At 54.9% G+C, this 21,816-nt stretch carries 18 protein-coding genes; 5 read left to right on the top strand and 13 right to left on the bottom strand.

Going from position 1 to position 21,816, the window contains the following annotated elements; translation table 11 throughout:
• Nucleotides 1–86: 86 nt before the first annotated feature.
• Both uvrA and uvrB read right to left on the bottom strand, forming a co-directional pair.
• A complete protein-coding gene (gene uvrA, locus C7820_RS26315; protein WP_116233524.1) occupies nt 87–2,948 on the bottom strand; it encodes an excinuclease ABC subunit UvrA in 2,862 nt (953 codons plus the stop codon).
• A gap of 100 nt (nt 2,949–3,048) precedes the next feature.
• Complete coding sequence (gene uvrB, locus C7820_RS26310; RefSeq protein WP_116233523.1) at nt 3,049–5,040, bottom strand: excinuclease ABC subunit UvrB; 1,992 nt, start codon at nt 5,038–5,040, stop codon at nt 3,049–3,051.
• A 173-nt stretch (nt 5,041–5,213) separates the two neighbouring features.
• Between uvrB and C7820_RS26305 the strand changes: the two genes are divergently transcribed.
• Both C7820_RS26305 and C7820_RS26300 read left to right on the top strand, forming a co-directional pair.
• Nucleotides 5,214–6,011 (top strand): flagellar motor protein, encoded by a 798-nt coding sequence (locus C7820_RS26305; protein ID WP_116233522.1) that lies wholly within the window; start codon nt 5,214–5,216, stop codon nt 6,009–6,011.
• Entirely contained in the window at nt 5,995–6,792 is a 798-nt protein-coding gene (locus C7820_RS26300; RefSeq protein ID WP_116233521.1) for an OmpA/MotB family protein, read from the top strand. Before C7820_RS26305 ends, C7820_RS26300 begins: the two co-directional genes overlap by 17 nt.
• A gap of 102 nt (nt 6,793–6,894) precedes the next feature.
• Here the strand turns inward: C7820_RS26300 and C7820_RS26295 are convergent, their stop codons facing one another.
• The 5 genes from C7820_RS26295 to ftsE all read right to left on the bottom strand — a co-directional run bounded on the left by C7820_RS26295 (nt 6,895) and on the right by ftsE (nt 12,811).
• Nucleotides 6,895–8,217 carry a PDZ domain-containing protein gene (locus C7820_RS26295; RefSeq protein WP_116233520.1) on the bottom strand — a complete coding sequence of 441 codons (1,323 nt, stop codon included), beginning with the start codon at nt 8,215–8,217 and terminating at the stop codon, nt 6,895–6,897.
• A gap of 66 nt (nt 8,218–8,283) precedes the next feature.
• The gene (locus C7820_RS26290) at nt 8,284–9,708 is read right to left on the bottom strand and encodes a S41 family peptidase (RefSeq protein ID WP_116233569.1); all 1,425 of its coding nucleotides are present in this window, start codon (nt 9,706–9,708) and stop codon (nt 8,284–8,286) included.
• 136 nt (nt 9,709–9,844) lie between these two features.
• Nucleotides 9,845–11,146 carry a murein hydrolase activator EnvC family protein gene (locus C7820_RS26285; protein WP_116233568.1) on the bottom strand — a complete coding sequence of 434 codons (1,302 nt, stop codon included), beginning with the start codon at nt 11,144–11,146 and terminating at the stop codon, nt 9,845–9,847.
• Nucleotides 11,147–11,223: 77 nt separating this feature from the next.
• Nucleotides 11,224–12,135, bottom strand: coding sequence for a permease-like cell division protein FtsX (gene ftsX / locus C7820_RS26280; protein WP_116233519.1), 912 nt, complete (start codon nt 12,133–12,135; stop codon nt 11,224–11,226).
• Nucleotides 12,125–12,811 (bottom strand): cell division ATP-binding protein FtsE, encoded by a 687-nt coding sequence (gene ftsE, locus C7820_RS26275; protein ID WP_089550485.1) that lies wholly within the window; start codon nt 12,809–12,811, stop codon nt 12,125–12,127. The genes ftsX and ftsE overlap by 11 nt, the downstream gene beginning before the upstream one ends.
• Nucleotides 12,812–13,024: 213 nt before the next feature.
• Here ftsE and C7820_RS26270 point away from each other — a divergent pair, with 213 nt between their 5' ends.
• Nucleotides 13,025–14,464 (top strand): VanW family protein, encoded by a 1,440-nt coding sequence (locus C7820_RS26270; RefSeq protein WP_116233518.1) that lies wholly within the window; start codon nt 13,025–13,027, stop codon nt 14,462–14,464.
• Between the two features lie 115 nt (nt 14,465–14,579).
• Here C7820_RS26270 and C7820_RS33580 read toward each other — a convergent pair whose 3' ends face one another.
• Nucleotides 14,580–14,735, bottom strand: coding sequence for a hypothetical protein (locus C7820_RS33580; RefSeq protein WP_163882621.1), 156 nt, complete (start codon nt 14,733–14,735; stop codon nt 14,580–14,582).
• Nucleotides 14,736–14,902: 167 nt separating this feature from the next.
• Between C7820_RS33580 and C7820_RS26265 the strand changes: the two genes are divergently transcribed.
• On the top strand, nt 14,903–15,148 hold the full coding sequence (locus C7820_RS26265) for a ribbon-helix-helix domain-containing protein (protein WP_258875424.1): 246 nt from the start codon (nt 14,903–14,905) through the stop codon (nt 15,146–15,148).
• A 9-nt stretch (nt 15,149–15,157) separates the two neighbouring features.
• Nucleotides 15,158–16,285, top strand: coding sequence for a DNA polymerase III subunit beta (dnaN, locus tag C7820_RS26260; protein WP_116233516.1), 1,128 nt, complete (start codon nt 15,158–15,160; stop codon nt 16,283–16,285).
• Nucleotides 16,286–16,406: 121 nt separating this feature from the next.
• Here the strand turns inward: dnaN and C7820_RS26255 are convergent, their stop codons facing one another.
• From C7820_RS26255 to argH, 5 genes are all read right to left on the bottom strand, one after another.
• A complete protein-coding gene (locus C7820_RS26255; protein ID WP_116233515.1) occupies nt 16,407–17,939 on the bottom strand; it encodes an MDR family MFS transporter in 1,533 nt (510 codons plus the stop codon).
• A 37-nt stretch (nt 17,940–17,976) separates the two neighbouring features.
• Entirely contained in the window at nt 17,977–18,714 is a 738-nt protein-coding gene (locus C7820_RS26250; RefSeq protein ID WP_116233514.1) for a cytoplasmic protein, read from the bottom strand.
• A 137-nt stretch (nt 18,715–18,851) separates the two neighbouring features.
• Nucleotides 18,852–19,577, bottom strand: a complete 726-nt coding sequence (locus C7820_RS26245; RefSeq protein WP_116233513.1) for a bactofilin family protein — start codon at nt 19,575–19,577, stop codon at nt 18,852–18,854.
• 4 nt (nt 19,578–19,581) lie between these two features.
• Nucleotides 19,582–20,217 (bottom strand): YhbD family protein, encoded by a 636-nt coding sequence (locus C7820_RS26240; protein ID WP_116233512.1) that lies wholly within the window; start codon nt 20,215–20,217, stop codon nt 19,582–19,584.
• Between the two features lie 146 nt (nt 20,218–20,363).
• Nucleotides 20,364–21,767: an argininosuccinate lyase gene (gene argH / locus C7820_RS26235; protein WP_089549762.1), complete on the bottom strand. Its 1,404-nt coding sequence runs from the start codon at nt 21,765–21,767 to the stop codon at nt 20,364–20,366.
• Nucleotides 21,768–21,816 lie beyond the last annotated feature (49 nt).

The raw sequence follows: 21,816 nt of genomic DNA, 5'->3' as shown, positions 1-21,816 counted from the left end.
GGAGACATGATCAGATCTATATCCTTATTTCGTGTAATCGTTCCACACTTGACCCTGGTTACATCATTGGTACAAGCTGGTCGCTATTAGCTCGTCACCTTCAAAGCTTCGCTGCGCGCCGTGTCGCGCTCCAGGATCGGCTTCAGGTACTTGCCTGTGTACGACTGCTCGACCTTCACGATTTGCTCCGGCGTACCAGAGGCAATGATCGTTCCGCCGCCGCTGCCGCCTTCAGGACCCAGGTCGATAATGTGATCGGCCGTCTTGATGACGTCCAGGTTGTGCTCAATGACGAGCACGGATTCCCCGGAATCAACCAGGCGATGAAGCACAGTCAGCAAACGGTCGATATCGTCGACATGCAGACCGGTCGTCGGCTCATCCAGAATGTAGAGCGTCTTGCCAGTGCTGCGCCGGTACAGCTCGGAGGCCAGCTTCACACGCTGCGCCTCGCCGCCGGACAGCGTCGTGGCCGGTTGTCCCAAGGTGACATAGCCCAGGCCCACGTCGAGCAGCGTCTGAAGCTTCCGGTGGATCTTCGGAATGTTTTTGAAAAACTCCGTCGCATCCTCCACCGTCATTTCAAGCACGTCGGCAATGCTCTTTTCCTTGTACTTAACCTCCAGCGTTTCCCGGTTATAGCGTTTGCCTTTGCAGACTTCACACGGCACGTAGACGTCCGGCAGGAAGTGCATCTCGATCTTGATGATGCCGTCCCCGCGGCAGGCTTCGCATCGTCCGCCCTTCACGTTAAAGCTGAAGCGTCCCTTTTTATAACCGCGGATTTTGGCCTCGTTCGTCTGTGCGTAAATGTCACGGATATCATCGAACACGCCGGTGTAGGTTGCCGGGTTAGAACGCGGCGTGCGGCCGATCGGCGACTGGTCGATGTCGATGACCTTCTCCAGATGCTCGAGCCCGCGGATTTCCTTGTGCTGTCCGGGTCTGACCTTGACCGCCTTGTTGAGCTCCCTGGCAAGCGTTTTGTATAGGATCTCATTCACGAGCGTCGATTTGCCTGAACCGGAAACCCCCGTTACTGCCGTGAAGACACCTACCGGAATTTTGGCATTGATGTTCTTCAGGTTGTTCTCTTTCGCTCCGCGGATCTCCAACCAGCGGTTATCCGGCTTACGGCGTTCCGTATTGACCGGGATGAACTTGCGTCCGCTCAGGTATTGGCCGGTCAAGGAGTTCGGATCCTTCATGATTTCCTCCGGCGTGCCTTGAGCGATGACACGGCCGCCGTGAATACCCGCACCCGGACCGATATCGATGATATAGTCTGCGGCCATCATGGTGTCCTCGTCATGTTCTACGACGATGAGCGTATTGCCGATGTCCCGCATATGCTCCAGCGTAGAAATCAACCGATCGTTATCCCGCTGGTGCAGACCGATGCTCGGCTCATCGAGAATGTAGAGCACGCCCATCAGGCTGGAGCCAATCTGCGTAGCCAGGCGGATCCGCTGGGCCTCTCCCCCGGAGAGTGTGCCCGCGGCCCGGCTCAGCGTCAGGTAATCGAGCCCGACATTCACGAGGAATCCGAGGCGCGCGTTAATTTCCTTCAAGATCAAATTCGCAATCGAGCGTTCCTTCTCGGACAGCTCAAGCTGGTCAAACAGCTTCATCGCTTCGCCGATGGACAGGCTCGTCACATGCGCCATGTTGTAGTCGTTAACGGTTACGGCAAGCACTTCTTTCTTCAAACGGTGACCCTTGCAGACTTCGCATGGCTTCGCGCTCATGAAGTTTTCGATGAATTCGCGGATGCCCTCGGAAGCCGTTTCACGGTAGCGGCGTTCCAGGTTGGGAATGACGCCCTCAAACACCACAAACGCTTCTTTCCGCTGTCCGAAGTCATTTTCGTAACGGAAGCGAACCTTCTGGTTACCCGTTCCGTACAGCAGCTTGTTCATGTCTTCTTCCTTCAGTTGGCTGACCGGAACATTCTGAGGAATGTTGTAATGCTCACATACCGATTTCAAAAATTGCGGATAATAGTTGGACGTACTGCCTGTCCACGCCAGAAAAGCGCCGTCATCGATCGATTTCTCCCGGTCCGGAATCAGCAGCTCAGGGTCGACGATCATCTTCACGCCAAGTCCGTCGCATTCCGGACAGGCCCCGAACGGACTGTTAAACGAAAACATCCGCGGGGACAGCTCCTCAATGCTGAATCCGCAGATCGGGCAGGCGAAATTGGAGCTGAAACGCAGCTCTTCCTGGCCCATAATATCGACCAACAGCTGGCCTCCGGACAGCTTCAGCGCCGTCTCGATGGAGTCCGCCAGGCGCGCCTCCACACCTTCCTTAACGACGATCCGGTCGACAACGACCTCGATCGAGTGCTTCTTGTTTTTCTCCAGTTCGATATTTTCGGAAAGATCGCGAAGCTCGCCGTCTACCCGTACGCGTACGAAGCCCTGCTTGGCCACGTCGGTAAACAAAGACTTGTGCTCGCCCTTCCGGCCGGAAATCATCGGTGCCAGCAGCTGCAGACGCGTCTTCTCCGGATACTGCATAATCCGGTCGACCATCTGTTCCACGGTCTGGGACGTGATTTCAATGCCGTGCTCCGGACAGTGGGGATGGCCCACACGGGCAAACAGAAGCCGCAGGTAATCGTAAATCTCGGTTACCGTTCCGACGGTAGAGCGCGGGTTGCGGCTCGTCGTCTTCTGGTCAATCGATATGGCCGGAGACAGCCCGTCGATCGAGTCGACGTCCGGCTTCTCCATCTGCCCCAAAAACTGCCGCGCATACGCGGACAGTGACTCCACATAACGGCGCTGCCCTTCCGCATAAATCGTGTCAAACGCTAGGGAAGACTTGCCCGAACCGCTCAGTCCGGTTAAAACGACGAATTTATCACGGGGAATCGTGATATCTATATTTTTCAAATTGTGGGCCCTGGCACCCTTAATGACGATATTCTCGCTGGCCAATGGTCGCTCATCTCCTTTGAAAGGATCTATTTATGGGATTTATCCACAAAGAGAACGACCAGTACAAGCGGCCGTTCCCTTATCTTATCCATGTTCTTGTTTATTCCGCCTTCAGTTCCAGCAGGGCGTCACGCAGCTCGGCGGCGCGCTCGAACTGCAGGTTCTTCGCGGCATCCTTCATTTCCGCTTCCAGACGCTGGATCACCGACTGGCGCTCCTTCTTCGACATCTTGCCTCCGGTGCCGGTCAAATACTCCGCCTTCGACTCGGCCACCTTCGTCGCCTCGATGACGTCCCGCACCTTCTTGCGGATCGTCTGCGGCGTGATCCCGTGCTGCTCGTTATAGGCAATCTGCATGGTGCGGCGGCGCTGGGTTTCTTTGATCGCTTTGTCCATCGACTCCGTAATTTTGTCGCCATACATCAGAACAAAGCCCTCAGAGTTCCGGGCCGCGCGGCCGATCGTCTGAATGAGCGACCGCTCCGAGCGGAGGAAGCCTTCCTTGTCGGCGTCCAGGATCGCAACCAAAGATACCTCAGGCAGGTCAAGTCCCTCTCTCAGCAGGTTGATCCCGATCAGCACATGGAACGTACCCAGACGCAGGTCACGCAAAATCGCCATCCGCTCCAACGTCTTGATATCCGAGTGTAGGTACCGGACCTTGATCCCAATCTCTTTCAAGTAGTCGGTCAAATCCTCGGCCATCTTCTTGGTCAGCGTCGTCACGAGCACCCGCTCGTCGCGGTCGATCCGCTCCCGGATCTCCCCGATCAGATCGTCGATCTGCCCTTCGGTCGGCCGGACTTCGATCACCGGATCCAGCAGTCCCGTCGGCCGAATGATCTGCTCGACCATCGTATCGCAGTGTTCGATCTCATACGGCCCCGGCGTCGCTGACACGTAGATAATTTGATTCACTTTACTCTCGAACTCTTCGAACGTAAGCGGCCGGTTGTCCAGAGCCGACGGCAGACGGAATCCGTGCTCCACCAGCACCGTTTTGCGCGCCCGGTCCCCGTTGTACATCGCGCGGATCTGCGGCAGCGTCACATGGGACTCGTCGACGACGATCAGCATATCATCCGGAAAATAGTCCAGCAGCGTATATGGGGTTGCTCCCCGTTCCCGGAACGTTAACGGTCCGGAATAGTTCTCAATCCCCGAGCAGAAGCCGACTTCCTTCATCATCTCGATGTCGTAGCGCGTGCGCTGCTCCAGGCGCTGAGCCTCGAGCAGCTTGCCTTGGGAGCGAAGCTCCTCGAGCCGCTCTTCCAGCTCCCGCTCAATATTAACCAGTGCCACACGCATCGTCTCTTCCTTCGTTACGAAGTGAGACGCCGGGAAAATCGCGATATGATCGCGTTCACCGATCAGCTCGCCGGTCAGGACGTCGATCTCCGTAATCCGTTCGATCTCGTCCCCGAACAGCTCCACGCGGATCGCCTGTTCCCCCTTGGAAGCCGGGAAAATCTCAATGACGTCGCCGCGCACGCGGAACGTGCCCCGCACGAAGTTAATATCGTTGCGCTGATATTGGATGTCCACCAGGCGCGACAAAATCTGATTGCGCGGCTTCTCCATACCTACGCGCAGCGACAGCAGCATGCTGGAGTATTCCATCGGCGAACCCAAGCCGTAAATACACGAGACGCTCGCTACGATAATAACGTCCCGCCGCTCGAACAGCGAGCTGGTCGCGGAGTGGCGCAGCTTATCGATCTCTTCGTTGATGCTCGAATCTTTCTCAATATACGTATCCGAAGAAGGGATGTACGCTTCCGGTTGATAGTAATCATAGTAACTCACAAAGTAATCGACGGAGTTGTTCGGGAAAAACTCCTTGAATTCGCTCGCCAGCTGGGCGGCAAGCGTCTTGTTATGCGCGATGACCAGCGTCGGCCGCTGCACCTTGGCGATGGTCTGCGCAATGGTAAAGGTCTTGCCGGTACCGGTCGCACCGAGCAGCGTCTGATGCTTCTTCCCCTGCTTCAGGCCTTCCACCAGCTCGGTAATGGCCTTCGGCTGGTCGCCCTGCGGTGTGTATTCCGACTCAAGCTCAAACGTCTTGGTACTGACGACAATATCGCTCATTGCCCAACATCACCCTTATCATCTAAAATAGATATTCTAAACTATATGTCGAGATTTCCCGATATAAGCTATAGGAAATCATTGTTGAAATAAGAATATTTGTTCCCGTCTATTATACTCTGATCAAGTGCCGTATGCAAACCCTAACTCATGAACAGGAGTGATAGCACAACATGGAAATCACAACAATACTGGGCATCCTGGCGGGACTTGCCGCGCTGGTAGGTGGCTTTTTATGGGAAGGAGGTCAGATTAATGGATTAATGCAGGCAGCGGCCGCCCTGATCGTATTCGGGGGAACTATTGCCGCTGTCGTTGTCAGTTACCCGCTTCACCGGCTCAAATCGATTCCCAAAGCGCTGCGCTTTGCCTTCAGCAAACCGGCCGAGGATACGAACCAGCTGATCGAAGACTTGGTTGGCATGGCAACAGCAGCCAGACGCAATGGGGTGCTCTCCCTTGAAAGAATGGCGATGGACCATCACAACTCGTTCCTTCGCGAAGGCATTCAGCTGGTCGTCGACGGAACGGAAGAATCCCAGATCAAACAGATTATGGAGCTCGAAATGGACGCTGTAGAGCAAAAACATGAAAACTACGCCAAAATATTCGAGTCCGCAGGCGGCTACGCCCCGACCATGGGTATCATCGGCACCGTTATGGGGCTGATCCATGTCCTCGGCAGCTTGTCCGAGCCGACCGATCTCGGGCCGTCGATCGCGGTTGCTTTTACCGCTACGTTATACGGCGTGGCAAGCGCCAATATTATCTTTTTACCCATTGCGTCAAAAATTAAGTCCCGCAGCGCCGATGAAATTCAGCAATTGGAACTTTTGATGCAGGGCATTCTGGCGATTCAGAACGGCGAGCACCCCAACATGGTGCGTAAAAAGCTCGTTTCCTTCACACCGGTGGACAGCTATCATGCCCCTGCCGTGAAGGAGGAATTCATCGATGAGACAGCGGAATAGACGACAGGGCCGGAGGAAAAGCGAAGGAGACGGCGGCCGGGACCGGTGGCTGATCACCTACGCGGACCTGATCACGCTGCTCCTGATCTTTTTCGTCATGATGTTCGCGATGAGCCGGCTGGACGTTGAGAAGTACGAAGCGATCACACAATCCCTGCAGCATACGTTCAAAAGCGGCGACTCGATCCTCGAAAAGGGATCCGGCATCACCGGTCAAGCGGACAAAAATACGCATCGAAATCCCGACACGGCCAAAAAACCGCAGAACAGCGGTTCTCAGGAACTGACCGAACGGGAGCTTGCCTTCCGCAAGCAGGAGCAGGAGCTCCAGAACCTGATGCAGGTTATCTCGCAGTATGTGAAGGATAACCGGCTGGAGGACCAGATATTTGTGGCGGACGAGCCTCAAGGCATCTCCATTACGCTGAGCGACCAATTTATGTTCGATGTCGGCAAAGCGGACCTGAAGCCCGGCTCGGCACCGGTGCTGGACAAGCTCGCCAGCCTGTTCAAGAACCTGAGCACGGTGATCAGCATCGAGGGCCACACGGACAATCTGCCTATCGTGCATGCTTCAAATTACAAGGACAATTGGGAGCTTTCCGGAGCGCGGGCGCTGTCGGTCCTGCGGTTTTTCCTCGATCAAAAGCATCTGAACCCGGACGAGTTCCAGTACGCCGGATACGGCGACACGCGTCCTGTCGGGGATAATGGCACCGAAGCCGGAAGGCAGAAAAACCGCCGGGTGGAGATCATCGTCCTCCGCCAGCTTCAGGAATAATCCGTAACCTCCTGTTTCGCAAAAACCACCCGTTGGTTCTTTCATAAAGACAAAAAAAGCGTGGAAGCTTCAGAGCTCCCACGCTTTTTTTGCGTTCTTGCCTTACATGTCGGCTTCCCGCACATCATGCGATGCAGGGGTGGACGACTTGCTGCGGGCATGAATTTTCATGCCGATCAGCTGAAACAGATTGACCGGCTTAAGCACCAGCGCCACACCTGCATCCGGGTCCGGAGCCAGAATAACGCCCAGCTGGTGATGATCCCCGTCGTAGATCGCCCGCTGCAGGAACTTGACTTCACCCTGCAGGTTTTGCACTTCCAGCTTGCAGAAGGCCGGGTTTTTACGGATCGCCAGATGCAGCTGCTCTTTGGACCGGATCGCCACGCCGTTGACCTTCATAATCGATTCGCCAGCCGCAATGCCCAGCTCTTCGGCGGGGCTCCCGGGAATGACGGCCAGCACCTTCAGCCCCTGCGCAGGATGGACAAACACCGGACTCCGGTGCTGCTCCTCATACCGGCTGTACCAGGCCAGCCCTTCATGAAGCACGAAGGCGATCAAGGCCGCCACAAGGGCGAGCGGGCTCCACCAAGCCGACAGAATGCTGAAAGCCAGCAGTACGACGCCATAGATAAGAAGGCGTTTGAACGTCCGTTCGGCCTTCACCTGCGGAAGCAGGCTCTGCGTCATTTCGCTGAAGCCGATCACCACCGGCAGCGCCATCATGCTAAAGCCGCCGCTCCATCCTTCTCCGCCAAATAAAGGGGTCCAAGGCAGAACGGTATCCGAAGCTCCCGGAATCAGCAGAAACAGAGGAATCGGCCAGAATACCTGCATCTGATAGCCTCCAACGAGCTTGCCTCGCTTCCCTTCAATAAAGAGCGGATTAGCAAAGGACGCTCCCTGCAGGCGGATAAGCAGAGCCTCGGCCAAGTGCAGCACTGCGACCAAGGCAAGCAGGGCAGGAATATCCAGACCCGCTACCGTATCCTTCACCGTTTTCAGGAACCCGTCCGGACTCCAGGAAAACAGCCCCATCACAAACTGAATCACGCCCAAGATCCCAATGGCGTAGGCAAAGCATAAATACCTTACCCGGAACAGCAGCAGCACGATGGCTACCACCCAAATGCATATGACCGCTTCCGTGGTCAGCGAAATTCCCAAAAACGCTGCGGCCACCGAGACGCCAATTCCGGCCAGCAGTCCGCCCCAAAAGGTCCGCCAAGTCTGCAGCCCCCAGCTGTGCAGCCGGACGGAGAACAGCTTTCTCTCCAGCAGTACCTGCCTACGGTACACAAGTGCCATCAATATGATCGAAATATAATAAAACGGCTGCGTCAGCAGCTGTAACAAAGCATCCCCCAACTTCCACAGCAGTTCCAATGCGACATCCAATCCGTCACCACGCTCCTTTACCATGACATTTACGCACATCCAGGACAGACATCAGACGCAAGAAAAAAAGAAGGCTAAAGATCAGCCTTCTTAACGATTCGACGCGGCAGCGGTAATTTCCTTCCGCACCTCGTCGATCCCGCGGTTCAATTGATTATCGTATTTCGGATCGCGGATGTGCTCGATCAGCGCGTTCTCGAGTGCTTCCGCCGTCTTCACGTCAATGACACCGTTCGCTTTCAGCTTCGCGCTGCTTTGGAACGACTTGACGGCTGCCACGGTTTTCTCATCGAAGAATCCGTCTTTGCGTCCAGGCTTGAAGCCAAGGCCGTCCAGCATGATCTGCGCACTCTTCACGTCAGTGTTATTCATGTTGTATTCCAGCGATTTGTCCTTGTTGATCGGAGCCACCGAGAAGTAATCCGGCTGATCCACCGCAATGTCAGGCTTGATCCCCTTCTTGTGGATCCAGCTGCCGTTTGGCGTCAGCCATTTCGCGATCGTAATCTTGAGCAGGCTGCCGTCGCCCATTTGCTTGTCGAAGCTCGTCTGTACAGTTCCTTTACCAAAGGAATTTTCACCGATCAGCTTCGCTCCGGCCGATTGCTGCAAGGCACCTGCCAGAATTTCGGATGCGCTGGCGCTTCCCTTGTTCATCAGGAGGGCGACCGGATAGTCTTTGCCCGTTCCCTTGGACTCGCTCTTCTCGCGCTTCTTGTTCTTGTCTTCAACCTGAACGATCAGCTTGCCTTTCGGCACGAATTGCTCGGCGATATCGATCACGACGGACAGTACGCCGCCGGGATTGTTCCGGACATCAATGACGAGGCCCTTCATGCCTTCGCTCTCGAGCTTCGCCAGCTCTTCCTTAAAGCGATCACCCGTGTTCAGAGAGAACTGGGTAATTTCAATCACGCCTACCTTACCCGGCTCCATGTGGGCATTGACGGTCTCCAGATCGACATCGTCGCGTACGATAGTGTACTGAAGCGGCGTCGATACGCCGCTGCGGCGGACCGTCAGCTTCGCCTCGCTGCCTTTTGGACCGCGGATTTTCGAAACCGCATCGTTCAGCTCAAGCCCGCTCAGCGATTCTCCGTTCACCGTCAGGATGATATCCTTGGCGCGGAGTCCTGCCTTTTCCGCAGGCGATCCCTTGATCGGAGACACGATGACGACATTGCCGTCTTCCGAGGACACTTCGGCACCGATGCCGCTGAACGAGCCCTCGATGCTCTCCTCAAATTCCTGTGCCGTTTGCTTACCCATATAAGTCGAGTACGGATCTTCCAGCGATTCCATCATGCCGTTGATGGCACCGTCCACCAGCTTGCTCCGGTCCACATCCTCATAATAATTCCCTTGGATGAGATCCAGAGCCGTACCGATTTTCTTCGCTTCATCCTGCTTCAAGCCGCCGCTGACCACGCTCGCTAACACGCCCTGGCCCGTCGAGGCCTGATTCGCAAAGCTTGCGCTTGTTAACACGAGGGTCAGTACGCTTCCCAACAGCATACCTACGACGACCAACAATGCGACCGTACGTTTCTTCAAAGTAAGTTTCACCGCCTTTTATTTTCCGGCCGAACCTCTTATGACCAGACTTAACCATCCTAGTATATGTTCGGCTTGTACGGAATATTTATACGGTCTACAGATACGGCATCGGGTCCACAGGCGTTCCATTCTGACGGACTTCAAAATGAAGGTGAGGCCCCGTGACTTGTCCCGTTGCGCCGGATTCTGCAATCACCTGACCGCGGCTGACATGCTCGCCTACCTTTACTTTAATACCGCCTTCACGTATATGTCCATAGAGGGTCCACATTCCGTCCCCATGATCGATGATGACACAGTACCCGTAACCGCTCCACCATTCGGCCAGCGTGACGGTTCCCGTTTCAGCGGCGTGGATCGGCGTTCCCTGCGGAACGGCAAGGTCCACCCCTTTATGCATCTTGCCGACTTCACCCGTAACCGGATGGACTCTTCGGCCGAAAGACGAAGAAATGCGGGCTCCGCTAACCGGCATATACAGCGGTCCGCCGCTGCCCGAGAAGCCGCCCGAGCTTTCAACTGTCGTTGTCGTTGTGGCGCTCCTCTTCTTGGCCGCTGCCGCTGCTGCTGCAGCCGCTCTCTTTGCAGCAGCAGCCTTGGCTGCCGCCGCCTTTCTCGCCGCTTCTTCAGCCTTCAGCTTGTTCTTCTCCTGCTCCAGGGAAGCACGCTTGCTGACGAGCGTGACGAGCAGCTGATCCTGCTCTTCACTGGTGTCGTCGGATTCTTCAATCTTCTGGTCATACTGCGCGATCAGAATCTGCTTCTGCCGCTCGTTTTCAGCCAGAATGGCCTTCTGGTCTTCCATCTGGGCATACAAATCCTTGGCTTTGGCGTAATCCGACTCCAGTTCCTTTTTCTTAGCCAGCACCAATGCCTTGTCCTTCTTGTGCTGTTCCAGCAAATCCTTATCCTGGTCTACGAATTCCTTCAGCGCATCGGCCCGTTCCAGGAAATCGGAGAAGCTGGTCGATGAGAGCAGCACTTCCAAGTAGGATACGTTACCGTCGGTATACATAAGACGTACCCGGGACTCCAGCATTTTCTCCCGCGACTGAATCCGCTCCTCGGCGGCATCCAGCTCGGCTGCGGTCTGATGGAGCTTGTCCTGCGTGTCGTCAATTTGAACCGTCAATTTGGTCATCGTGTTGCTCACCGTATTAATCTGGTTCATGACGTACTGAAGGTTTTGGGTCGTTTTATTTTTGTAATGCTGCGCTTCCTGCTTCTGGGCTTCCGCCTTGCTCTTCTGCTGCTTGGCGGTCTTCGCCTGCTGCTGCAGCACTCTCAGTTCATGGTCGATCTGATCGACCGTTTTTTTCTTTGCCAGACCTTCCGAAGGCTGAAATACAGCCGCTGCGATCATAACTACAGCCAAACATGTGGCGATCTTTTTCAACTTGCGTTCCCCGTCCTTTTCCAAAAGTTTCTCCTGTATAACCAAGACTCTCCGTCAGCTGCTTATCGTTCTTGTTCTTATACCTTCAAAAATTTGCGAATAGATAGGGTCGTTCCCCACATGCCGATCAGCACGCCGAGGACAATCAGTAATCCTCCCCACTGCCACAGCTGGCTCAGCGGGAGAAGTGACATCTGGAGCGTAAAATCCGAGCCGATGGAGGCGGCCAGCCGGTCATAACCGATGAACAGCAGCGCCACCGTGATGACGGACCCGATCAGGCCGATCAGGGTGCCCTCCACGAAGAACGGCCAGCGGATAAAATAATTCGTCGCCCCGACCAGCTTCATAATGCTGATTTCCCGGCGGCGGGCAAGAATCGTAACGCGAATAGTGTTGGAGATCAGGAACATCGACATGACGGCGAGGCCGGCTACGAAAATAAACCCGATGTTGCGCACCAGGCGCGTCACTTTAAACAGCGTTTCGATTGTGCCTTTGCCGTACTTCACTTTCATGATCGGCTGCTCCGTATGGCTCGTGTTCAGCGCCTCGATCTTCTGGGCGACGAACGGAACCGTCGTCGGCTCGATCACCTCGACCATAATGGTGTCCGGCAGCGGGTTGTTATCCTTGCTGAAGCCTTCCAGCAGCTCCTTCCCCTCATCTCCCATACTGTTGCGGAAATCGGTGAGGCCCTGCTCCTTGGAAATGAACTGCACCTTGCTGACCTCCGGCATCGCGGAGATTTCGTTCTGCACCTTCTCGCGCAGCTTCTGGTCGACGTTCAGGTTGAGATAAGCGCGGATCTGCACTTGTTTATCGGCCTTGTCGGCCAAAGCGTTGACATTAAGCACCAGGATGATAAATACCCCGAGCACGAACAGGGATACCACGATGGAGGTAACGGAGGCTACGGTCATCCACCCGTTGCGGAAGATGCTGTTAAACCCGACCCGCAAATGCCGCAGAAAGGTGTTAAAAGTCATACCCGTACTCCCCTCTCTGCTGGTCGCGTACAATGTTGCCGTGCTCGATCGCGATGACGCGCTTGCGCATCGTGTTCACGATCTCCTTGTTGTGGGTGGCCATGACGATGGTCGTTCCGCGGAAATTGATCTCATCAAGCAGCTGCATGATGCCCCACGACGTTTCGGGGTCCAGGTTGCCGGTAGGCTCGTCCGCGATAATGACCGCCGGGTTGTTCACAATGGCTCTCGCGATCGCGATCCGCTGCTGCTCCCCCCCGGACAGCTGCGCCGGAAGGCGGGTGGCTTTGGACTTCAGTCCAACCAGATCCAGCACCTCCATCACGCGCTTTTTCATCTGCCGCTTCGGCGCTTCGATGACTTCCATGGCAAAAGCCACGTTTTCATATGCCGACAGCGTCGGAAGAAGGCGAAAATCCTGAAAAATGACGCCGATATTCCGGCGCACATACGGAATTTTCCGCTGCTTCAGCTTGCCGATATTAAAACCGTTCACAGAGATTTGTCCTTTGGTCGGCACTTCTTCTCTATAAATAAGCTTCATGAATGTCGATTTGCCTGCGCCGGACGGTCCGACGACGTATACGAATTCGTTGCGGTCGATCTTGACCGATACGCCTTGCAATGCATGGGTTCCATTCTGGTAGGTCTTCCATACGTCCTGCATTTCAATCACTTCGTTCATCACTTCCTAATTACATAATCAGCCATTATAAATTCGACACATTCCAGCTAATTCCTTTAAAAAAGCGTAGGAATCATCACGATGTGTTTCATTGTAACAAAATTGTTACCTTTTGAGTACCCGAAATTTTTCCACTTTGCCTACATATATATGGAAAGACAGCATCAATCACGATGAAGAGGAAGCGAAAGAGGTGGGAACCCTATGAAAAAAATTCATTTGAGCCTGATCATTATCGCCAGCATCCTGCTGATCGGTTCCGTCACCGCCGGGTGGGTACATCTTTATATCGGACAAAGCACCCTTCCGGATAAGATCCAAGTTGCCGGCTACCCGCTCGGAGGAAAAGATTCAGATGAGGCGCTTAAGCTGCTGGACGCCCGCCTCAGACAGATGGAGAGCATTCCCTTGACGCTGTCCGTGGCCGCCAAAGGCATTCCCGATGCCCAGCTGACGCTGAAAGAAGCCGGCGTTTCGTTTGAAGCGGACGCCTTTAAAGAGGCGGTTGTGAAGCTGCATGAAGGGAGCTGGCTGGACCAGCTGAAATACCGCTGGCATTTTCAGACGGACTGGAACATCGTGCCCCACTGGGACATTTCCGCGCTGAAGGAGAAATTTACGCCGGAGTGGGAGCAGGAGCATTTCGGGCTTCCGGTGGAAGCCACGCGGCGGATCTCAGGTAAAGACGAGGTCGTGTACACGCCGGAGGTTTCGGTCTCGCGGATTGACTGGAACACGCTCAAGGAGCAGATGACGGCGCTGATTCCGAAGGACTTCGCCCTGATTGCCGGCGGCGAAAAGCCCAAGCTCAGCCTGGACCTTCCCCTGTACCGGATGGTGCCGAACGTCACGATCGGCAGCCTCAAGGAAGAAGGAATCGAGCGAAAAATCATCGAGTTCTCCACCGGGCTCGGTTCGAGCGGGCCGGGCAGGGTATACAATGTCGATTCCGCCGCCAAGGCGGTGAACGGCATGGTGCTGAAGCCGGGTGACGTGTTTGATTACAGCAAGGTCATTGCCAAGGCGGAGGAAAAATACGGGTTCCAGGAGGCGCCGGTCATCCTGAACGGGAAGCTGGTACCCGGAGTAGGCGGAGGCATCTGCCAGGTGTCCAGCACGGTGTACAATGCGGCGGTCCGGACCGGGCTTGAAATCGTCGAGCGGCGCAACCATTCCCTTCCGGTCAGCTACTTGCCGAAAGGACAGGACGCTACGTTTGCCGAAGGCTCGATCAACTTTCGCTTCCGGAACAATACCGGCAAATCGCTGCTGATACAGGCCGAAGTCAAGGATCGGAATCTGATCGTCAAATTTTTTGGCACCTTCCCGAAAAATGTCACCTATGACCTCATGTCCCGCACGGTCGAAACTCTCCCGGTCACCGAGAAGTTCGTGCAGAATCCGACCCTTCCGGTCGGCGGCCAGGAGATCCTGCAGAGCGGCAAACCCGGCTACGTCGTCGAGACCTATCAAATCAAGAAAGTGGACGGCAAGGAGGTATCGCGCAAACGTATTTCCCGTGATACGTACCGTCCGCAAAGCCGGCTGATCGCGGTCCATACAGAAGATTCCAGAGAGGGCAGCCCTGCTCCGGGATCCGAAGAACAAATCGTGGAGGACGGCGTAAGCGGGCCGAACTTCTGAGGGCAGTTGAAGGGCAGCAATGGATTGTCAGCTATAATCCAAACGAAGCAAAAGGGTGCCTCCGCCGGTTTATCGAAACCGCTGGAGACACCCTTTTTATCATCATATGTGAGCTCTACTGAATAATCCCGATCCGGCGCGCCTGCTCCTCCGTCAAAATGTACTCCTCGCTCGGCCACACTTCCTCCTCGGCCTCGACGCCGAACATCTTCATGACTTCGCCCCAGATGCCTTTCTCTACCGCTTCCGCCTGCGTAATAATGATTTTCATGACGCTCACTCCTTTTCGATTCTTTTACCCTTTTATACCCCGTTTTGGGTGGGTTGATTCGCTTGGCGCTAAAAGGAGTACTTCTTGCCCAACACTTTCGAACTGTGATAGATTAATATTAGAAAACATTTGAAATAAGTTACCTTATTCAAACAGGAGGCATGATCATGGAGCGGCAAAACAAAGTAAAAATCGGCATCCCCGATAAGGAAGGGCAGTTGAGCTTCATGTTTACCCGTGGCGGAGCGCGCCGAGGAGCAGGCAGAAAAGGGATCGGGACGACCCGCAAAGTATCGTTAACTTTATCCGAGACAACATGGGACCGTCTGGATGCCTACTGCGACGACCATCAGTTTACTCGGTCTGAAGTTCTGCGTGGAATGATCGAACATTATTTTTCCGGTCAAAATTAAAAGAAAAAGGTGACGCCCGTGCTCGTCCGTATCCCAGGTGATCTTCTGGCTCAAACCGTTCAACAGGTTGCCGTCGCAGCGTCGGTATCCTCGGCACAACCGCAGAACTCTGTGATTCATTTACATACGAGTCTGAATGGACTGACACTTGCATCAGGAACAAGCTCGGGAATGGTCATTCAAGCAAAGCTTCCACTCGATGAGGGACACTATCAAACGGGGTCCATCGCCGTACCCTCGCGTCTATTCGCGGATATGATTCGCAAGCTGCCTGCCGGAGTCGTGGCCCTGGAAACACAGCCGCCTTTCCTATTAAAGATTAGCTCAGGCAGTACTGTATTCCGACTCTACGGAATGGATCCAGAGGATAGCTGTTCCGTTCCAGACCTCGGAAACCAGCTGTTGGATGTGGAGCTATCGAGCTCTCAATTTAAAAAAATGGTTCAGCAGGTCGTTTTTGCATCCGCCAGATCCAATGAACCCAGGCCAGTATTAACCGGCGCCCTGTTTCACATTGCAAATGGCTCAATGAAGCTGATGGCTACAGACGGTGTGCGCCTGGCTTCATGCACAATCCTTCTTAACCGCAATCTGAGCAATGAAGTTGAGGCTATCATACCTTCCGCATATTTAAAGCATGTCTCCAAGCTGCTGTCCGGAGAGAAGCTGCGGATCTCCTTCAGCAATCACCGGATGGTTATACATAATCAGGTTCTCGCGGCTTACATTCCTCTAATGACAGGATTCTTCCCGCCAATGGAAACGATGACCAACGCCACATATGTAACAGAAGTTCGGGTTTCCTCAGCAGCCTTTCTCAGCGCGATCGAGCGGGTTAATCTGGTTGCAGGCGGACAAACGGTTCTGCTGAATGGAACACCCCATTCCTTGGAATTAAGCTCCAATACGCCGGAGGTTGGCGATGTTCATGAGACTACTCCTGTGGAGGACTTTCAAGGGGAGCCATTTCGTATTGCTTTCAACGGGAAGTATATGCAGGACATCATACGTGTAATTGACAGCGAATGGATCAGCATTCAATATGCAAGTCCTTTAAAACCCCTCATTGTTACTGCTGCTTCTAAATATGAATCCCTGGTTTATCTAATCACTCCGCTAAGGACTAGAGCTACATAGATACATAGATACAAGCACCATGAATTGCAATCACCCGCCAAAATAAAGAAGAAGCCAGGGCACTGAACTGCACCCCAGCTTCTTCACTTCCAACAATGTAAGCTTTCAAATCACGGTTTCATTAATGATGCGCCCCATCCTTACGCGCTCCCGGTCTCATCTGGGACATTTGCAGCCGTGATCCGCCCATCAGGGAGACCGAAACCAGCGCCAGCGCCGCCGGTATCACGGCCCACAGGAACGCATGGTCCACGGAGACGGACAGCGCGCTGCTGATCTTCTCCATGACCGGTGCCGGAATAAGCGCTCTGCGCTCCGGCGAGAGCATCTGCTGCGGATCCATCGTGGCCGGCATATTCTGGCCGGAAGCTCCGCCCAGCGTGCTGCTCAGCCGGTCATGGAAGTCATTTCGCTGGATGATGCCGAAGATCGTAATCCCCACCGTCATTCCGAGCGAGCGCAGGAAGGAGATCGTTGAGTTGGCCGAGCCCCGCTGTCTGGCATCCACGCCCTGGATGGCCGACATCCCGAGCACGGAGAATGAAAATCCCATCCCGAAGCCGGCGACCAGCATATAGATGGACAGCATCGTCCGCGTTGTCTCCGGCGTAATCGTGCCGAGCAGCAGCATGCCGCCGCCGAAAATGACTGCCGACAGGATCATGACGCTGCGGAATGACATTTTGGTGGACAGCATGCCCCCTACTTGCGAGGCAACTACGGAACTCAGTGTCATCGGAAGTAGTATCAACCCGGAGTTAGTTGCATTTCCGCCCATTACCCCTTGCACGAAAATCGGAATGTACACGGCTGCGGTAATGAAAGCCGCTCCATAGAACAAAGCCGCTGCGCTGCTGAAGGCGAACAGTCTTTTGCGGAACATGTCGTAGGACACGATCGGTTCGGCCACCTTGGCCTCCACGGCCAGGAAGACGATCATCAGCACGGCAAACGCGGCGAACAATCCGATAATGACCGGCGAATCCCAGGCATATTTGTTGCCGCCCAGCTCCAGCGCGAACATCAGGCTGACCACGGAGCCCACCAGCGTAGCGGCTCCCCAAATGTCGATCTTTTGCTTGGAATGCTCATGTGATTCATGATAGAACAGCACCACCAGCAGAAAGGCTGCAATGCCTAAAGGCAGGTTAATATAAAATATCCAGCGCCACTCCAGATAATCGGTGATATACGCTCCGAGAAGCGGCCCGAACAAGCTCGACACCCCGAATACGGCGCCAAACATGCCCGCCATCTTGCCTCTGGACTCCACCGGGAAAATATCAAACACGATCGTAAATGCAATCGGCACCAGTGCCCCGCCGCCGATTCCCTGGATTGCCCGGTAAATGCTCAGCTCGGTAATGCTGTGCGCCGTCCCGCACAAGGCCGAGCCCAGCAGGAACATGATGATCCCGAATACGAAAAATCTTTTCCTTCCATACATATCGGACAATTTGCCGAAGATCGGCATGCCGGCCATCTCTGCCACCATATACGCGGAGGTGACCCAGACGAATTGGTCCAGACCGCCCAGCTCGCCGACGATCGTCCCCATTGCGGTGGAGACAATCGTGTTGTCCATCGCGGCGATCAGCACGCCGAGCAGCAGACCGGCGACGATCAGACCCAGCCTGTTCTTTTTCTCTGCCATGTTACGCACTACCCCTTTATATTGTTTGTAAAATATCTTATCCCAGCCGGACAAACCGTCCTACACTTGCCGCCGTGTCCTGCTTGAATTCGTCCGTATACTCCACCAATCCGATCTCGCATCCGCTCCCGATGTTCACCCTTCTGCCCCGGACGACGGCAGCCTTGGTGTTCTCCAGATAAACGACGTCGCCTTCAATGCTCTCCGCGCTCAGATCCCCGCCGTCGTAATGGGAAGTCATCTTCCCGAACAGCGGAATCTCCAGCCCTTTCTTGACGGTGATCTTGGCACCTACGAGCTCTCCAATCCGGCTCGGTCCATACATTTTAATCTCGACGAGCTCGCCGTTCAGCATGCCCGGGACTTCCACCACGCCCCGCACGAGCAGCTCCTCCGTCTGGCCGGACGCCGCCCGAAGGCCGCCGTTGATCTTGACGAAATCCGAAGACACATTGCCTCCGACGGCCAGCTCGCCGTTAATGCTGATGCTTTTCAACTGAAGATCCCCGGACACGCTTACCTCGCCCTGAGACTTCAGCAGTCCGCCCTGAAGGTTCTCCCGGACGTTCAGCGTTCCGTTGACGGATGCGGTTTCCGCGATCAGGGAGCCGTTCACCTGCGCCGTGCCCAGGCATTTAAACAGCCCGCAATCCGCCGTACTGCTGATTTCCGCGTCACCCATAATTTTGACCTGGTTAAAGGTTCCGCCTCCCGAGCTCCCGCTGCCCGTAATTTTGATATCGCCAAGCCCTTGGCGGTTTCCATTTGCCGTCATGACCTTTTCCTCCCTTATGAATACCCGGTCGTCCGGGCATTCCCTGAATGTTGTCTCATGCACCCGTATTGGGATTTTGCTCTGTTGCTGCCTAGCAGCTGGTTTCAGCGCAGATTCAGATCTGCTTCAACGCTGCTTCAGATTTGCTTGGCCGATCCGACCTGAGCGTCTCCGTCCCGCTTGAAATCGACCTTGTATTCGACTCTGCCGATTTTGCAGCCGGGGCCGATCCGTACTTCGCTTCCGCGGACGACATCCGCTTCGGTATATTCCAGGTCCACAAAGTCCCCTTCAATGAGATCGGCCTTCAGGCGGTTGTTGAAGACCGGGGCCAACTGAAGCAAAATAGGCGCTTTTTTCAACCGGCGCACGGTAATATGATCCCCGCCAATTTCCTTGGCTTTGCTGGCCAGACTCATCTTCAAGTCGATCTCGCCGGCGTTCACCAGCCCATCCACGTTAAAGCCGCCGTGAACCGAAAGCACCTCGCACTGCACGTCCCCTCTCGACTTCAGGCTGCCCGACACTTCCACTTTCTCGCTGTTTAGCCCCTTTTCCAGGGTGACCTGGCCGTTGATCGCAGCCGATTCGCTGCAGCGGGTCATCTCTTTGACCGATCCCATGCCGTCCAGAATCAAACGTTCGGCCGATAAATTGCCGCCGATCGACATCGTCCCGTTGATCTTGACCGTTTCCCCAAGCACCGAACCCGAAATGTTCAGGGTGCCGTTGGAATCCAGCGTAATGCAGTCGATATCTCCCTTCACCTTGCTGATCCCGTCAATCCTAACCGTTTTATACACACCGGACGCCACCGTCCCGATGCCCGACATCGACATGTCATGTCTTTGTTCCCGCTCCATCGCCTCAAACCTCCGATTGGTTGATTTTTAGTTTCAATTCCTCGATACAGCCCCTTAAAGGCAGGCGGAACACCCACTTGGCATCCCGGTCCATATATACATGCTCGGTAGTCTCGATTAGCAGCAGCAGCGGCACGCCCATTTTGCGGACGAGCGCCAGCTCGCACGGTCTGCTTGCCACTTTAGCGTAATGATCCCGCATGAGGGATAACAGCATCTTGCCTTCATCCCGGGTTATTTCTCCGCTCTTGAGCAGCTTCTCCAGTACATAGACCGAGAGAATGTCGGCGAACGTCAGCACGTCCTGTTTCCCCAGCTCCTGTTCGAACAGATCCAGCGTCATATTTGTAACAATGTTACGTTGTAAAAGCTCGCCTGGAGTGATCGATACTTCGCCGGAGCTCGGTGAAAACACATCGGCCAGCTCGTCGAGGGACAAACCGTCCTTCATATTGAGAATGCGGTCTATACGCTGCAGTATTTTTTGCTTTGGAAAAAAGGTCTCCTGTCCCGTGAAGGAAGACTTGCGGATAAACCATTCCTCGGGAATGAGGTTTTTCCGCTTCCAGCGGTACAGCTGTCCATAGGAAATCCCGGTCAGTTCCAGCAGATCCTTTTTGGAAATCTCTTCTTCGTTCATTGCACATCCTCCTCGCAGAAATAATGTAACATAACATTGTTACGTTGTAAATACGGCAAATGAAAAATATGGGGGACCCAACGAAAAAAGACGCCTCCACAAGGGAAGCGCCTTTCTATCTGCTATTTCTGATCTGCAATGTATCGTTATACGTGCTCGGCAAGCCACTGCTCCGTCATGCTGAGCAGTACCTCACCGCGTTTAATCGCCTCAGCCACCTGATCTGTCGCCGTGCCCCCGTACACATTGCGGGCGTTCACGACGGTTTCCGGCCGCAGCACCTCATAAATCGTGTCGTCGAACAGCGGCGAGAACTGCTGGAACTCCTCCATCGTCAGGTCAAGCAGGTACTTGCCCTGCTGGATGCAGTACAGCACCGTTTTGCCGATAACTTCATGCGCCTGGCGGAACGGCAGCCCTTTGCCGACGAGGAAGTCGGCGATGTCCGTCGCGTTTGAGAAGTCCTGGTTGACCGCTTCGCGCATGCGGCTCTTGTTCACCTTCATCGTCGCGATCATCGGCGCAAACAGCTGCAGGGCTCCCTCCAGCGTGGCCACCGTGTCGAACATGCCTTCCTTGTCTTCCTGCATATCCTTGTTGTACGCCAAAGGCAGCGACTTGAGCACCGTCAGAAGGCCCATCAGGTTGCCGTACACGCGGCCGGTTTTACCGCGAACCAGCTCCGGTACGTCCGGGTTTTTCTTCTGCGGCATAATGCTGCTGCCGGTACAGAACGCGTCGTCCAGTTCGATAAAGTTAAACTCCGTGCTGCTCCACAGCACCAGCTCTTCGGACAGGCGGGAGAGATGCATCATGATGATGGACGCGTGGGACAGGAACTCCACGATAAAATCTCGGTCGCTGACCGCATCCAGACTGTTCTCGTAGACCCGGTCAAACTGCAGCTGCTCCGCCACAAAATGGCGATCGATCGGGAACGTCGTCCCGGCCAGGGCGCCAGCGCCGAGCGGCAGGACGTTAATGCGCTTGTAGCTGTCCATAAGGCGCTCAATATCGCGCTGGAACATGGAGACGTACGCCATCAGATGATGGGCGAACAGAATCGGCTGCGCACGCTGCAGATGCGTATACCCTGGGATGATCGTATCCAGGTTGTCCCTTGCTTGTCCGATCAGCGATTTTTGCAGCTCATGCAGCATGCCGGCCAGCTCGACGACCCGTTTGCGCAAATACAGGTGCATATCGGTCGCCACCTGATCGTTCCGGCTGCGTCCCGTATGCAGCTTGCCGCCGACCGGGCCGATCTCGGCGATCAGATTTTTCTCCACGTTCATATGGATGTCCTCGTCCGCCACCGAAAACTCGATTTCGCCGCGGCGGATTTTATCCAACACGGTTTGCAGCCCCGCCTTGATCGTCTCCACGTCTTCCTGCGGAACGATTCCGCATTTGCCCAGCATCGTCACATGAGCCAGGCTGCCTTGAATATCCTCCTCGGCGAGCGCCTGGTCAAAACCGATCGAAGCCGTATATTCGTCTACCAGATGGTTGGTCTGCTTCGTAAAGCGCCCTCCCCACAGTTTGCCCACTATCGTTCTCTCCCCTCTTGCTTGACAGCAGAGGGCCGCTCCTTCCCGT

Origin of the sequence: Paenibacillus sp. VMFN-D1 (genome assembly GCF_003386155.1) — a bacterium.
GTDB lineage: Bacteria > Bacillota > Bacilli > Paenibacillales > Paenibacillaceae > Paenibacillus_AQ > Paenibacillus_AQ favisporus.
This window is presented reverse-complemented; position numbering and strand designations above follow the sequence as displayed.

What these genes read in the sequence shown, in the direction of transcription:
- C7820_RS26290 (WP_116233569.1), bottom strand. Translation starts at nt 9,708, where the DNA reads ATGCTGTTGGGAAGCGTACTGACCCTCGTGTTAACAAGCGCAAGCTTT.
- C7820_RS33580 (WP_163882621.1), bottom strand. Translation starts at nt 14,735, where the DNA reads ATGAAAATCATTATTACGCAGGCGGAAGCGGTAGAGAAAGGCATCTGG.
- C7820_RS26305 (WP_116233522.1), top strand. Translation starts at nt 5,214, where the DNA reads ATGGAAATCACAACAATACTGGGCATCCTGGCGGGACTTGCCGCGCTG.
- C7820_RS26265 (WP_258875424.1), top strand. Translation starts at nt 14,903, where the DNA reads ATGGAGCGGCAAAACAAAGTAAAAATCGGCATCCCCGATAAGGAAGGG.
- C7820_RS26255 (WP_116233515.1), bottom strand. Translation starts at nt 17,939, where the DNA reads ATGGCAGAGAAAAAGAACAGGCTGGGTCTGATCGTCGCCGGTCTGCTG.
- C7820_RS26270 (WP_116233518.1), top strand. Translation starts at nt 13,025, where the DNA reads ATGAAAAAAATTCATTTGAGCCTGATCATTATCGCCAGCATCCTGCTG.
- ftsX (WP_116233519.1), bottom strand. Translation starts at nt 12,135, where the DNA reads ATGACTTTTAACACCTTTCTGCGGCATTTGCGGGTCGGGTTTAACAGC.
- C7820_RS26295 (WP_116233520.1), bottom strand. Translation starts at nt 8,217, where the DNA reads ATGGTAAAGGAGCGTGGTGACGGATTGGATGTCGCATTGGAACTGCTG.
- C7820_RS26245 (WP_116233513.1), bottom strand. Translation starts at nt 19,577, where the DNA reads ATGGAGCGGGAACAAAGACATGACATGTCGATGTCGGGCATCGGGACG.
- C7820_RS26300 (WP_116233521.1), top strand. Translation starts at nt 5,995, where the DNA reads ATGAGACAGCGGAATAGACGACAGGGCCGGAGGAAAAGCGAAGGAGAC.
- C7820_RS26240 (WP_116233512.1), bottom strand. Translation starts at nt 20,217, where the DNA reads ATGAACGAAGAAGAGATTTCCAAAAAGGATCTGCTGGAACTGACCGGG.
- C7820_RS26250 (WP_116233514.1), bottom strand. Translation starts at nt 18,714, where the DNA reads ATGACGGCAAATGGAAACCGCCAAGGGCTTGGCGATATCAAAATTACG.
- uvrB (WP_116233523.1), bottom strand. Translation starts at nt 5,040, where the DNA reads ATGAGCGATATTGTCGTCAGTACCAAGACGTTTGAGCTTGAGTCGGAA.